The sequence below is a fragment of the Streptomyces sp. NPDC048637 genome, from assembly GCF_040650675.1.
Lineage (GTDB): Bacteria > Actinomycetota > Actinomycetes > Streptomycetales > Streptomycetaceae > Streptomyces.
The window spans coordinates 1-13,338 of the sequence record NZ_JBEZHQ010000007.1 but is presented as its reverse complement, the minus strand read 5'-3'; the positions used below and the strand labels follow the sequence as shown (position 1 = coordinate 13,338).

Sequence of the window (13,338 nt, the reverse complement as noted above, 5' to 3'; positions counted from 1 at the left end):
GAGGAGGATCGCCCACCGACCTCGTGATCACACGGACGGCCGCGAGCCGGGCGGACGTTTCCGGCCTCTTACCGCGCCCCGGCGGGCGGCGGTCAGACCGCGTTCAGCTGGGCGGCCGCGGCGTCGACGGTCTGGGTGAGCAGGGTGGCGATGGTCATGGGGCCGACGCCGCCGGGGACCGGGGTGATCAGGGCGGCACGGGTGCGCGCCGAGTCGAAGTCCACATCACCGACGTTGCCCGGGTTGGAGCCGGCGTCTATCACCACGGCCCCGGGCTTGAGGTGCTCACCGCGCAGGAACCGGGGCCGCCCGACGGCCGCGATCAGGACATCGGCCTCCTTGGTGAGCGACGCCAGGTCGGTGGTGCGGGAGTGGCAGTAGGTGACGGTGGCATTGCGGCCGAGCAGCAGCATCCCCACCGGCTTGCCGAGGATCGCGCTGCGGCCGACCACAACGGCGTGCTTGCCGGCCAGGTCGACGTCATAGTGATCCAGCAGCCGGAGGATGCCGCCGGGCGTGCAGGAGGCGAAGCCGTCCAGGCCGAAGCTCATCGCGGCGAAGGAGTGGCAGGTGACGCCGTCGACATCCTTCTCGGGGGCGATCGCCTCGAACGCGGCGCGCTCGTTGATGTGCGGGCCGGCCGGGTGCTGCAGCAGGATGCCGTGCACGGTGGGGTCGTTCGACAGTGCGGTGAGCGTGTCGACCAGCTCCGCGGTCGTGGTGGCGGCGGGCAGCGCGACATGCCGGGAGAGAATCCCGGCCTTGGCGCACCGGTTGCGCTTCATGCGTACGTACGTCACCGAGGCGGGGTCCTCGCCGACCAGGACCGTCGCCAGACACGGGGCCGTGCCGGTCCGTTCGGTGAGGGCCGCGGCGCGCCGGGCGGCCTGTTCGACGATGCTGCGGGCCAGTGTGCTGCCGTCCATGAGGCGGGCGTCCGGGGACATGGGCTACTCCTGAGCGTCGTGTGGGATCGCCCAGGCGCGCGGCACCGACCGTGGATGGCCGAGCCGCTCCCCGGTGGTACTCCACCCAAGCGCCAGTCACGGCTCGGCGCCCACTGTAATCGACAGCAGATTCGCCACCCGGGACGGCTCCGGTCACGGCCGTCACCGGCAGGCGGCGCGCTTCGACACCCGGATGCCTCCGGCGCCCGGCGGCACGGCCTCGTCACCCTCCTCCCTGACCGGGTGCGGAGAGGGGTGGTTGGGGAGCGGCGGTGGCCTCCCACTGGCTGAGGATGCCGTCCCAGTCGTGTTGGGCGGCGGTGATGGCGTTGGCATCCCAGGTGGGCTGGGTGGGCTGCTGATACTGCTGGTGTTCCTCGTACACCCGGTATTCCTGGTACTCCTGCGTTTCCGGGTAGCTCTGGTACGGCTGCTGCTTCCAGGGCTCCTGCTCGTAGTGCTCCCGTGGGGGCTGCTGTGGTCGCTCGCGCCAGGTCAGATGGGGGGTCTCGGGCTGTGGCTGTGGGGAGGGCGGGGGAGCGACCATCCGGCGGTGCCGCCCTGTGCGGTCCGGCGCGGGAGGCTGGACCGGGCGGCTCTCGGCGGACAGCTGTTGTGCGCGGGCCACCAGCAGCCGGACGTCGAGACCGAGTTCGGTGGCCAGGGCGGTGAGGTCAACTCCGCTGTGCCAGCTGCTCATCAGGACCGCGTCCAGCGCCGGTGCCCAGGCCGGTTCGGAGGGCTGGGGAGTGGCGACCGGGCCCGCCGGTGGGGGTGCCGCGGGGTGCCCGGCGGTCCCCTGCGCAGCCGCCGCCTGCGCGGGCTGCGGTGCGGGGGCCTGCGGTGCGGGGGCCTGCGGCGCGGGCTGCTGCGCTGCGGGGGGCTGCTCGCACGCGGGCTGGGCGAGCAGGCTCTTGGCGACCGCGCGGGCGTCGTCCTTGCCCACCGTGCGCCGGGCCAGCCGCACTTCGCGTTCGTCCAGGCCGAGCAGCTCCGCCACCACCGCGTCGCTGCCCACGGTCACGGCGAAGGCGGCCAGGGTCCGCGAACGGCGGGCCTCGGCCTCGTCGAGGAGCCCCTGCGTACGGCGGACCTCGTCATCGCTGCTGCAAAACGCCTGTGCGAGTACCGCGTGGCGCTCCCACAACTCCCTCGGTTCCATGACTGCGACAACGTTCCTTCGTCCGGATTGGACCGCTTCCCAGCTATAGATCACTGCATAAGGTGATATTCGATGGAGATCCGTCCCTGCCTACCAGGCAGAAGTACGGACGGCTGCAAAAATACGCAGTGACCCCAGCGTCGAAGAATCGTTTCTACGGCCATGAGCGTCCCCTCTTCCGGCACCGTCGCAGGTCACGGACAGACGTCCCTCCCCCGCCCCGGGCAGATGCCGCGGTGGATCACCGCGGAGGTCATCAGGCAGACACCGTTGTACGCCGGGCTGGTGAAGCAGTGGACCGAGCGCGCCGCCACGGTGCCCGGGGTCGCCGACCCCGAGTGGCAGCGCCTGGTCTCCTACCGTGCGCTGATGGAGGAGACCGAGATCGCCCTCACCGCCCTTCGGCCCCACCGTGCGCCCGACGTACTGCCCCCGAGAAAGCCGTCGGTCCCGGCGGCGCGCCCCGCCCGTCTGGAGGCCTGAACCCGGTCCGCGGCGGCTGCCGGACCAGCGGCGCAAGCGGCACCCCGGCCGGAGTACCGTTGAGTTGTCGAGGATTTCCCGCTGTCCGGCGGTTGCGCCGGCAGCGGCTGTGACCAGCGACGGAGCCCGGGTGAGCGCGACGGATGAGACGGACTTCAGCCCGATCGGGGTGATCGGGCGGGTGACCGTCTCGATCCCGGCCGACGGCCCGGGTGAGGTGCTGCTGCCCGTACGCGGCGGCTCCGAGGCCTTCGCCGCCTGGTCCCGCGAGCCCATCGCCCGGCACACACAGGTCATCGTGGTGGAGCGCACCTCGGCGCGGTCGGTGATCGTCGCGCCGCTGCCCGCGTGACCCGGCGGTCCCGCAGACCGTGGCCGGCCACGTGAGCACTCCCTTTTCCCGCGGCCGTCCCCGCAGCCCGACCGGGGCCGGTCGCACCGGACCAGGAGCCTTCCGATGTTGTTCTGGCATGTTCCGGCGCCGAACGAGGCGCTGTTGGTCTCCGGCTCGAAGCGCCGGGCCGGGGACGCCCAATTCCGTATCGTCACCGGCCATGGCTGCTGGGTCATGCCCGTGAAACAGAAGGCGAGTCTGCTGTCGCTGTCGCTGCGGGAGGCCGAGATCTCCGAGGACTGCGTCACCCAGCAGGGCATCCGGCTCGGCGTCCGGGCGGTCGCCGTCTTCAAGGTCGGGGACGACCAGACGTCCATCGCCAACGCCGCGCGCCGGTTCCTTTCCGAGCAGGCCACCATGGAAGAGCTGGTGGGCCGGATCTTCGCCGGTCATCTGCGCTCGATCGTCGGCGGACTGACCGTCGAGCAGATCATCCGGGAGCGGGACCGGGTCGCCCAGGAGGTCAAGGACGGCAGCCACTCCGAGATGGAGAAGCTCGGTATCGTCGTCGACGCCCTGCAGATCCAGGAGATCGCCGACACCTCCGGCTACATCACCAATCTCGCCGCCCCGCACGCCGCCGCGGTCGCCGGCGCGGCCCGGATCGCGCAGGCCAAGGCCGACCAGGAAGCGACCGAACGGGAACAGCAGGCGGCGGCGCTGAAGGCCGAATACGAGCGGGACACCGCGATCAAGCGGGCCGGGTTCCTCGCCGAGACCGAGCAGTACAACGCCCGTGCCGCGCAGGCCGGCCCGCTCTCCCAGGCCAGGGCCTCGCAGGAGGTCATCGAGGAGCAGACCGCGCTGGCCCAGCGGCAGGCCTCACTCGCCGCCCAGCGGCTGGAGGCCGAGGTACGCCGCCCCGCGGACGCCGAGGCCTACCGGCTGCGCACCCTGGCGGAGGCCCAGCGTGACCAGGTCCGGTACGAGGCGGACGCCCGCGCCTACACCGAGCGGACCGTCGCCCAGGCCCGCGCCGACGCCAACACGGCCCTCGCGGGCTCGCTGCGGGACGGCAACCAGGAACTGATCGCCGCCAACCGCACCGTCGAGAACCTTCCCGCCCTCGCGGAGGCCGCGGCCGAGGGCCTCTCCGGCGCCCGGCTGACCGTCCTCAACGGCACCGACGGGATGAACGAGATCGTCTCCGGCATCGTCGGCCAGGGGCTGGCCATTCTCGACAGCCTGAAGAAGGGGGCCGGTACGCCCGGCGCCACTCCCCCGCTCGCCGACGGCGCCGGGGCACTGCCGCGGAAGGTGACAAAGCTGAAGCAGGACGGCGCCGGGTCCGGTGCGTCCTGACCGGACATCCGTACGGGGCCGGAACGGCGTGCCGGGCCGTGGCGACCGGTCACGCGTCGAGGACGGCGAGGTCGAGTTGCCGCAGCCGGGCGGGGTCGGCGATCACTTCGTAGGTGGTGATCCGTTCGCCCTCGACGGTGAGGGTGAGGGCGAGGAGCAGCCGTCCGCGTGGGGCCACGACGATCCCCACGGTCCCGTTCACCAGCGCCGGCGCCGCGAACCGCGCCTTCCGTCCGAAGACCAGGGTCCCCTCGGCCACGGAGCGCGCACCGCGGACCACTGTCGGGGCGCCCGGGGGCAGGGCAGCGGGGTCCGCCCGGCGCACGACGTCGGGGGCCAGCACCGTGAGCAGCGCGTCGAGGTCACCGTCGCGCGAGGCGGCGAGAAAGGCGTCGACGGCCTTCCGCTGCCGGGCGAGATCGGCGGCGGGAACGGTGGGGGTGCCCTGGACCTTGTGACGTGCGCGGCTGGCGAGCTTCTTCGTGGTCACCGGTGAACGTGCCACGAGGGGAGCGATCCGGTCGAACGGCACGGCGAACATGTCGTGCAGGACGAAGGCGATCCGCTCGGCGGGAGCCAGGGTGTCCAGCACCACCAGCAGGGCCCGGCCGACCGAGTCGATCAGCAGTGCTTCGGGTTCCGGGCCGGTCCCGTCACCGGCGTCCCCGGCCGGTTCGGGCAGCTGCTGTCCGACCGGTTCCTCCCGTCGTACGGTGCGGGAGCGCAGGATGTCGAGGCAGAGCCGCGACACGACCGTGGTCAGCCATCCGGGCAGGTTCTCGACGGTGTCGCTGTCGACGCGGCTGAGCCGTAGCCAGGCTTCCTGCACGGCGTCGTCCGCATCGCTGAGGGAGCCCAGCATCCGGTAGGCAACCGCCCGCAAATGGCCGCGCTGTGTCTCGAACCGTTCCGCCAGCCGGTCCTGCTCGTCCATCGGTCACCTTTCCTCGTCCCGCTCCGTCACCTTGATGACGCGCACCACCGGGCCGAGGTGACCGGAGCACGCGGTCCGGCCGGGATTCCGGTCCGGCACCCCGCCCCGGCCCGATGACGAGGAGGAACACACCATGAGCTGTACCCTGCCGACCACCCCTGACCAACCGCTGCTGCGGCGCGCGGAACTCGGCGGCCTCGCGTTGCCCAACCGTGTGGTGATGGCCCCGGTCACCCGCGCCCGCGCGGCCAACGCCGCTCTCGTACCGACGGAGTTGCACGCCGCCTACTACGGCCAGCGGGCCACTGCCGGACTGATCATTACCGAGGGGACCTGGGTCAGCGAACGGGCCATCGGCTTCGTCCACGTGCCCGGCATCTACCGCGAGGACCAGATCGCCGGATGGCGGCGGGTCACCGACGTCGTGCATGCCCTCGGCGGCCGTATCGTGCTGCAGCTCTGGCACACCGGGGCCGCCTCGCACCCCGATCACCTGGGAGGAGAGCTGCCCGGCGGCCCGTCGGCGATCAACCCCCGTACGAGGTCCTTCACCGCCGGCGGCTTCAAGGAGACCGTCACCCCCCGGGAGATGACCACTGCCGATATCGCGGCCACGGTCGCCGACTTCGGTACCGCCTCGGAGCACGCCCGGCGTGCGGGGTTCGACGGGGTCGAGATCGGTGCCCTCGGCGCCTTCCTGATCACGCAGTTCCTGAACTCACGGCTGAACCGCCGCACCGACGCCTACGGCGGTGACCGTACGGGCCGCCGGCGTCTGCTGCTGGACATCGTCGACGCGGCGGCCGCACCGTGGCACGGCCGGCGCGTCGGCGTCCGCCTGGCGCCCTACTGGACCGAAGGGGACCACTTCCGGGCCGACGAGGAGATGCTCGCCGACTACGACGCACTGGTGGCGGAGCTCAACGACCGCCCGGTCGCCTACCTGCACCTGCGGGGCCGGGACCGCACCACGGCGGACGGAACCCCCGACGTCGCGGCGCTCGCACGCTACCGGCAGCGGTTCGACGGCCCCCTGATCGCGAACAACGGCTTCGACCGCGAGTCCGGGAACGCCGTCCTCGACGCCGGGATCGCCGACGCCGTGTCCTTCGGCACGCACTTCATCGCCAACCCCGACCTCGTCACCCGGTTCGCCCTGCGCCAGGAGCCGGCCGTCGGCGACCCGGCCACGTACTACACCGGCGGTGCGGCGGGCTATGTCGACTACGCCTTGTCGGGGAGTGGCTCAGGGGCCGTGGACGCACTCGTCCCCGGGGCGTGACCGGGCCCTGGGCGGATCACCGCCGGTGTGGGCCGCCGGACACGCAAAGGTGCCCGGCGGCCCGTGTGGGCCCCGGTCACGTCGTGGCCGCCGCCGACGCACGGCCGGCCCGGATCACTTGGCGGGTTCCGTGGGCGTACCGCGCCGGCGGGTCAGGACGAAGTGCGCGATGACGCCGAAGAGCAGTCCCCAGAAGGCCGATCCGATGCCGAAGAGGGTGACACCGGAGGCGGTGGCGAGGAAGGTGATCAGGGCCGCCTCGCGGTCCTTCTCCTCCTTCACCGCCCCGGTCAGCCCGCCGGCCAGCGCACCGAGCAGGGCGACTCCGGCTACCGCCGCCACCAGTTCCTTGGGCAGGCCCGCGAAGAGCACCACCAGCGTGGAGCCGAACGCCCCGATGAGGAGGTAGAACGCTCCGCAGGAGACTCCGGCCACATAGCGCCGCCGCGGGTCGCGGTGCGACTCGGGGCCGGTGCAGATGGCGGCGGTGATCGCCGCGAGGTTGATGGCATGGGAGCCGAACGGGGCCAGGGCCGTGGAGACCAGACCCGTGGAACCGATCAGGAGGCGGTCCTTGGGCTGGTAGCCGGATGCGGTGAGCACGGCCATGCCCGGTGCGTTCTGCGAGGCGAGCGTCGCCAGGATCATCGGCACCGCGATGCCGATGAGGGAGGCGAGCGAGAACTCCGGGGTCGTCAGGACCGGCTTGGCCAGCTCGATCCGGTCCAGGTGGATGTCCAGCCGGGAGCTGACCGCACTGGCCGCGACACCCGCCGCCAGGGCGACCAGTACGGCGTACCGGGGCAGCCACCGCTTCGCCAGGAGGTAGGCGAGCAGCACGGAACCGGCGATCAGCGGTGCGGTCTTGAGTGAGGTGAACACTCCGGTGCCGAAGGAGAAGAGGATGCCGGCGAGCATCGCGGAGACCACGGCGGTGGGCACCTGCCGCATCAGCCATCCGAACACTCCGGTCAGGCCGACCAGGGTGATCACCAAACCGGTGACGATGAACGCACCGATGGCCTCCGCGTAGGAGTACGCCCCCAGGCTTGTGACCAGCAGGGCCGCGCCCGGTGTCGACCACGCGGTGATCACCGGCATCTTGGTGCGCAGGCTCAGCGCGATACAGGTGAGCCCGCTGCCGATGGAGATGGCCCATACCCATGAGCTGGTCTGTGCGGTGTTCAGATGCCCGGCGGACGCCGCTGCGAGCACGATGACGAGCGGGCCCGAGTAGGACACGACGACGGCGACGAAGCCCGCCAGTACCGCGGACAGCGAGGCGTCACGGAACAGGCCGGGCCGGGTCTCCGGCCCCGGCACCGGGGACCCCTCCGCCGCCTGCGCCGGCTCCGGTGGGGCGGAACCCGGCGGTGCGGCATCGGGGTGGGGGGTGGGTGTCTTGGAACTCAACGGTCTTCCTTCACGGCCTTTTCCAGGGCCTGTTCGAGGTCGGCGACAAGGTCTGCGGGGCTCTCCAGACCTATGGACAGCCGCAGCATGTCCTTCGGCGAGGTACTACCCGCCCCTTCGAAGGTGTAGCGGTGTTCGATCAGACTCTCCACACCGCCCAACGAGGTGGCACGGATGAAGAGTTCGCAGTGGTTCGCGGTCCGCAGGGACTGCTGCCACTCGCCGTCGACGTGCAGGGAGAGCATGCCGCTGAAGCCCCCCGTCATCTGCCGGGCGGCGACGGCGTGTCCCGGGTCGGTGGCGAGCCCCGGGTAGGCCACCCGCCGGATCCGGGGGTGCTCCGCGAAGTGCTCGGCCACGGCCATCGCGGTTTCCGAGATCTGGCGCATACGGGGGTAGAGCGTCCGGATGCCCCGCATCAGCAGGTAGGTCTCCATCGGACCGAGTATCGGGCCGGTCAGCCGGCGGTGCAGCTGCAGTCGCTCCCAGACCGTGTCCCGGGCCTCGCTGCTCCCCGGCGCCTTGACGAGCAGTCCGGCCACCACATCGGTGTGGCCGTTGAGGTACTTGGTGCCCGAATGCATGATCAGGTCCGCGCCGAGTGCGAACGGCCGGGAGTGCACCGGGGTGGGGACGGTGTTGTCGACGCCGAACAGGGCACCGGCCCGGTGCGCGATCTCGGCGCACGCGGCGATATCGGTCACCGTCCAGGTCGGGTTCGCCGGGGACTCCGCCCACACCAGCGCAGTCGGGGCGGCGGTCACCGCGGCCCGCACCGCGTCCAGGTCGTTCATGGGCGCGGTGACGACCTCCAGGCCGCGCTGCGGGCCGAACTCCCGCAGCCACTTGGTGAGACCGAAGTACATGGTCTGCGGGACCACGACCCGCGCACCGGCCGGCAGCACCTGGAAGACGGCGGTGGCGGCGGCCATGCCGGACGAGAAGACCAGCGCGTCCGAGCCGCCCTCCAGGCCCGCCACCACCTGCTCGACCTGCTCGTACCCCGGTGTCCCCTGATCGCGCAGATACGCCAGTCCGGCCGGCGCCCGGTACTCGCTGTCGCGCGCGAAGGTCGCGCCCAGCCCGATCGGCGGCGGCACCGCGCCGGTGGTCGGGCAGCGCCAGCCGTCGCCCTGCGCGGCGCGCGTCTCGGGCCGGTACTCCTGCGTCCAGGGGGTGAAGGTCTCGCTGTTGTTCATCGCTTCCTCGTAATCAGTGACGGCAGAGCGGTGCTCAGGGCAAGTTCCGCGTCCAGCAGCGCACGGGAGGGCGCGCCGGGTGAGGGCACATAGTGGTTGTAGTAGCTGGATCCCTCGGTGTGCGGCCCGAGGAAGAACAGACGTGGCTGCGGGGTGCCCGTGCGGTCGACCCCCTGGCCCTGCCGGGTGACGTCCAGCCCGTCCACCGTCCCCCCGCGGTGCGCGAGGGTACGGACGCGGCCCGCGGCGACCAGCGTGCCGAGCAGCGTCCCGGTCGCCCGGTCCGCGCCGGGCTCGACCACATGCGCCTGCACCACGTGGTCGACCTCCATCCGCAACGGCTCGGCCAGGCAGGTGGATTCCAGTCGCCAGGGCCCCTGTCCGGCCGGTGCGACGATCTTCGGCTGCGGGCCGGGGCCGAGCCGGACGATCCCCGCGTCGATCAGCGAGAGCAGCTCGGCCGACCGGTCCAGCTGCGGGCCGATCACCAGCCGGTTCACCGTCGAGGTGAACTCCCCGAAGAAGGCAGCCAACGACGCCTCGTCGACGCCCGGCGGGTCGATGACCGCGCGCAGGACATCGCGGTGGTCGCGCAGGACTTCCAGGGCCTCCTTGAGCGGGCTCACCCCGAGGCCTTCGCGGGCCTCGGCCAGGTCGGCGGCGACCTCCGCGGTGAACCAGTCGCGGTAGGCGGAGTAGCCCTGCCACTGCCGGTCCGAGAGGTTCGCGGACAGGACCCCGGGCACCGGGCAGGTGCCGAACCGGGCACGCAGCTCATCGAGCAGGGTCTCGTGGCCGGCCTGGGCGCAGCGCCTGGCCATCTCCAGCCCCGCGTCCGTGGCGTTGCCCATCTCCCGGCCCAACAGGACGCGGTAGTAGGCGAGTTCCATCTCGGCCTCGATGAGCGGCAGCACCTCGGCGGCGAAGTCGATCCGCCGGTCCGTCCGCCGCGCACGGATCTCGTCGAGCCGCTCGGTGGTCAGTGCCAGCGGGACGAAGCGCATCCGTCCCGGGTGGAGGCGCGGCCGGCTGCGCGAGGGCATCCCGGAGCGGTTGGTCAGCACGATCAACGGCTCCCGCCCGCTGGGCAGATAGCTCATCCCGTGCTCGTTCGTCGTGTGCGCGCCACCGCGCCCGAGGGTCAGCGTGGCGATGACGTCCATGGCCGTCAGCCCCATACCGAGGACGGCCACCCGTTCGCCCGGTCCGATGCTGTCGAGCGCCTCGGGCAACGGATAGGGGCGGGTGACGAGTCGGGGGTCGGGAGCGGGTGCCGCGGGCAGGTAGAGCGAGTGGTGGCCGACGGTGACGAAGACGGCGTCGGCGTCGATCCGGGTGCCGTCGGCGAGGACGACCGTTTCGGTGTCCGACGCTCCGGGGTGGATGTCAACGGCCGTCGTACGGTGCCGCAGCAGCGTGAGGTTCTCGGGCGCCGCGTCGGTGATCTCCCCCGCCGCCCAGGTGAGGTACTCGCTCAGCAGCCTGCGCGGCAGGAAGTCGTTCGGCTGGATCTCCCGTCCCGCACCGGCGCGCACGGTGTAGCCGTCGTCCGCCAGCCGCAGATCCCGGCGTCGGCACCATTCGTGCAGCGAGGGGCCGGATATCGGTACGGGGCCGTCCACCATGTGTGCGTCGGCGAAGGCCGAGAGCTGTGCGCAGACGGTGTTGAGCAGCAGATGGTCGGGCTGGGCGGGCAGATGGAAGCCGGCACCGAAGGGCTGCGGGTCGATGAGGTGGACGGTGAGCGGGGCGGGCTGCGCCAGGCAGTGTGCGACCAGCCGCTCGAAAACGCCCAGCCCCCGCGACCCGGCGCCGACGATCGCGACGGAGACGGGTCTGTGATTCACCACCGGCGCGTCTCCCCGAAGAAGTTGGGCACCTCGATGGTGGTGCCGTCCTTGCGTGCCTCGCCGAGGACGAACGCCCCCACGGCGAGGTCCAGCACGCCCAGTCCGAACGGGGAGAAGATCACCGGCCGGTCCGAGGAGGGCGTCACCTCCCCGTTCAGCACTCCGGCGAGGGTTCCGGTCACGAACTCGCGGGAGCCGGACAGCTGCTCGGCCAGGTGGGGTGATGTCTGGGCCTTCAGACAGTGCTCGACGTCGTCGAGGATGTTGTCCGCCCCGAGGACCACCTCGGGGGTGAGGTCACGCAGCGAGATGTTGAGAATCAGCTGACCGGGCTTGAACGGGGTGCTGACGTAGGGCTCGAGAGCGGTCGTGGCGAACACGACGGTGTCGGCCTGCAGAGCGGCGTGGAGGTCGGCGGTGAAGGTGGCCGGACGGTTCTGGGTGGTGCGCACATGCTCGGCCAGGGCCTGTCCGGATGTCTCGTCGAGATCGTGGACGAGATACGCGTCCGGGGCGCAGCCCGCGACGTTCAGGTAGTCGCAGATGTTGCGGGCGATGACGCCGCCGCCCACTACGGCGATGCGGGTCCCCGCGAAGCTGTCCGGGCGGAGCACCGTCGCCGCGACCGCCGCGGAGGCGGCGGTGCGCGCCGCGCTGATGTTCGCGGCTTCGAGGCAGGCGATCGGGTACCCGGTCTCGTAGTCGTTCAGGAGCAGGACCGCCGAGGCGCGCGGGGCTCCGCGGCGCGTGTTGCCCGGGAAGCTGGCGATCCACTTGATACCGGCGAGCTGGACATCGGCGCCCAGGAAGGCCGGCAGCGCGATGATCCGGGAATCCGGCTTCTCCGGGAAGCGGAGGAAGTAGCTGTCCGGGTTGACGGAGTCTCCGGACTCATGCGCCCGGTAGGCGCTGCTGACAATGCCGAGCACGTCTCCACGCTTACCGTGAAGAACTTGACGAACCGTTTCCCCGGCCACTATCTCAAAATTGAACATCAAGCGTTTCCCCCCACTCAGGCCGATGCCTGAGATATTTCGTTGCCGACGGACTCGGGCCAGCGTTCCGCCACCCAAGCGTCGTTGTAGATGGTCTCCAGATAGCGGTCCCCGAAGTCGGGGGAGAGCGCCACCACGACACTTCCGTCCGGGATTTCCTTTGCGGCGTCCTGCACGGCACACAGCACCGTGCCGGACGAGCCCCCCAGCAGCAGCCCGCGTTCTTCGGCCAGCGTCCGGCACATCTCCACGGCGGCCGACTCGGAAATGAGCACGACGTCGTCGATATTCCCGGTGTCCAGTATTTCCGGCCGCCGGCTCGTCCCCAGGCCGGGAATGTGGCGACGGGCGGCGGGCCCGCCGAAGGTCACGGAGCCCTCGGCGTCCACCGCGATGATCCGGGTGGCGGGGCTGTGGCGGCGCAGGTACTCCGCGCAGCCCATCAGGGTGCCCGTGGTTCCGGCCCCGATGAAGGCGTAGTCGATGTGGCCGATCTCCTCGAGGAGCGCACGGCCCGTGCGGTCCCGGTGGGCCTGCGGTCCGGCCGGGTTGGCGTACTGGTTGAGCCAGAACAGGTCAGGCTCGCGGCACAGCCGCTCGCCGATGTAGTCGATACGCGACTGCAGATAGCCGCCATGGGCGTCCCTGACGTCGATGACCACCACTTCGGCGCCGAGAACCTCCATCAGACGTCTCGACTGCACGGTGGCGTTGGGGTCCGTGACGCAGGTCAGCCGGTAGCCCTTTGCCGCACACACCATCGCCAGGGCGACGCCGAGGTTTCCCGACGTCGACTCGATCAGCCGGGTCCGCGGAAAGCAGCGCCCGGACTCCTCGGCCGCCGCGACCAGTGCGACAGCCGTTTTCAGTTTTACCGAACCGGCAGGATTGAGGCCTTCCAGTTTGAGGAAGACTGAACTGCCGGGAACTAATTGGTCAAGCCGGATGAAGAGATCATCCAGCACGAGATCATAAACTTCTTCCGCTATCACCAGGATCCAAACCGTTGAAAATGGGCAGCGCAAAAGAATTGCGCTCGCCAAAGCGAGGAGCCCACGGGCTTGTTGGTCGGCGCACGGGTCAGGTGCGCGCTACGCAGAAGGGACTCTTCCCCCGTCCCCCGGTGTCACAAATCCCCCATTCGCGATGCGACAGAACAATCCTGCCACCACGCAAGGCCGATGACAATGATTATATGGAAAACAAAACCGTTGAATCATGAAATTTGCCCGGATCCTGGTCGGCGGCAACCCTCCTGACCTCCCGTTACGTCCGGTGACGCCACCGGGCGAGGAGCTTCCGCAGGACCCGGACATGCGGTGGGGGCCGGGGGGGTGTACCCCGCCCCCCCCCCCCCGCCCGGGAGGGGGCAAAAGG

12 protein-coding genes and 1 riboswitch are annotated in these 13,338 nt (G+C 70.9%); of the genes, 4 read left to right on the top strand and 8 right to left on the bottom strand.

Annotated elements, in window-relative coordinates; all coding sequences use genetic code 11:
- Nucleotides 1–92: 92 nt before the first annotated feature.
- A complete protein-coding gene (locus AB0C46_RS12145; protein WP_362827712.1) occupies nt 93–947 on the bottom strand; it encodes a bifunctional 5,10-methylenetetrahydrofolate dehydrogenase/5,10-methenyltetrahydrofolate cyclohydrolase in 855 nt (284 codons plus the stop codon).
- 21 nt (nt 948–968) lie between these two features.
- Nucleotides 969–1,057, bottom strand: a riboswitch (ZMP/ZTP riboswitch).
- 113 nt (nt 1,058–1,170) lie between these two features.
- Complete coding sequence (locus tag AB0C46_RS12140) at nt 1,171–2,109, bottom strand: hypothetical protein (protein WP_362827711.1); 939 nt, start codon at nt 2,107–2,109, stop codon at nt 1,171–1,173.
- 162 nt (nt 2,110–2,271) lie between these two features.
- On the opposite strand from AB0C46_RS12140, the gene AB0C46_RS12135 reads away from it, so the two are divergent.
- The 3 genes from AB0C46_RS12135 (at nt 2,272) to AB0C46_RS12125 (ending at nt 4,288) form a co-directional block, all read left to right on the top strand.
- The gene (locus AB0C46_RS12135) at nt 2,272–2,592 is read left to right on the top strand and encodes a hypothetical protein (protein WP_362827710.1); all 321 of its coding nucleotides are present in this window, start codon (nt 2,272–2,274) and stop codon (nt 2,590–2,592) included.
- A gap of 130 nt (nt 2,593–2,722) precedes the next feature.
- Entirely contained in the window at nt 2,723–2,944 is a 222-nt protein-coding gene (locus tag AB0C46_RS12130; RefSeq protein ID WP_362827709.1) for a hypothetical protein, read from the top strand.
- A 105-nt stretch (nt 2,945–3,049) separates the two neighbouring features.
- On the top strand, nt 3,050–4,288 hold the full coding sequence (locus AB0C46_RS12125) for an SPFH domain-containing protein (protein WP_362827708.1): 1,239 nt from the start codon (nt 3,050–3,052) through the stop codon (nt 4,286–4,288).
- A gap of 49 nt (nt 4,289–4,337) precedes the next feature.
- On the opposite strand, the gene AB0C46_RS12120 is transcribed toward AB0C46_RS12125, so the two are convergent.
- Nucleotides 4,338–5,222, bottom strand: a complete 885-nt coding sequence (locus AB0C46_RS12120) for a sigma factor (RefSeq protein WP_362827707.1) — start codon at nt 5,220–5,222, stop codon at nt 4,338–4,340.
- 133 nt (nt 5,223–5,355) lie between these two features.
- On the opposite strand from AB0C46_RS12120, the gene AB0C46_RS12115 reads away from it, so the two are divergent.
- Nucleotides 5,356–6,504 (top strand): alkene reductase, encoded by a 1,149-nt coding sequence (locus tag AB0C46_RS12115; protein ID WP_362827706.1) that lies wholly within the window; start codon nt 5,356–5,358, stop codon nt 6,502–6,504.
- Between the two features lie 114 nt (nt 6,505–6,618).
- Here the strand turns inward: AB0C46_RS12115 and AB0C46_RS12110 are convergent, their stop codons facing one another.
- Genes AB0C46_RS12110 through sbnA form a run of 5 tightly spaced genes read right to left on the bottom strand, consistent with a single transcriptional unit; the run spans nt 6,619 to nt 12,926 of the window.
- Nucleotides 6,619–7,917, bottom strand: coding sequence for a benzoate/H(+) symporter BenE family transporter (locus tag AB0C46_RS12110; protein WP_362827705.1), 1,299 nt, complete (start codon nt 7,915–7,917; stop codon nt 6,619–6,621).
- Nucleotides 7,914–9,116 (bottom strand): PLP-dependent aspartate aminotransferase family protein, encoded by a 1,203-nt coding sequence (locus AB0C46_RS12105; protein ID WP_362827704.1) that lies wholly within the window; start codon nt 9,114–9,116, stop codon nt 7,914–7,916. The genes AB0C46_RS12110 and AB0C46_RS12105 overlap by 4 nt, the downstream gene beginning before the upstream one ends.
- Complete coding sequence (locus AB0C46_RS12100; RefSeq protein WP_362827703.1) at nt 9,113–10,963, bottom strand: FAD/NAD(P)-binding protein; 1,851 nt, start codon at nt 10,961–10,963, stop codon at nt 9,113–9,115. The genes AB0C46_RS12105 and AB0C46_RS12100 overlap by 4 nt, the downstream gene beginning before the upstream one ends.
- On the bottom strand, nt 10,960–11,961 hold the full coding sequence (gene sbnB, locus AB0C46_RS12095) for a 2,3-diaminopropionate biosynthesis protein SbnB (protein ID WP_362827702.1): 1,002 nt from the start codon (nt 11,959–11,961) through the stop codon (nt 10,960–10,962). The genes AB0C46_RS12100 and sbnB overlap by 4 nt, the downstream gene beginning before the upstream one ends.
- Before the next feature lie 17 nt (nt 11,962–11,978).
- Nucleotides 11,979–12,926 carry a 2,3-diaminopropionate biosynthesis protein SbnA gene (sbnA, locus tag AB0C46_RS12090; protein WP_362827909.1) on the bottom strand — a complete coding sequence of 316 codons (948 nt, stop codon included), beginning with the start codon at nt 12,924–12,926 and terminating at the stop codon, nt 11,979–11,981.
- Nucleotides 12,927–13,338 lie beyond the last annotated feature (412 nt).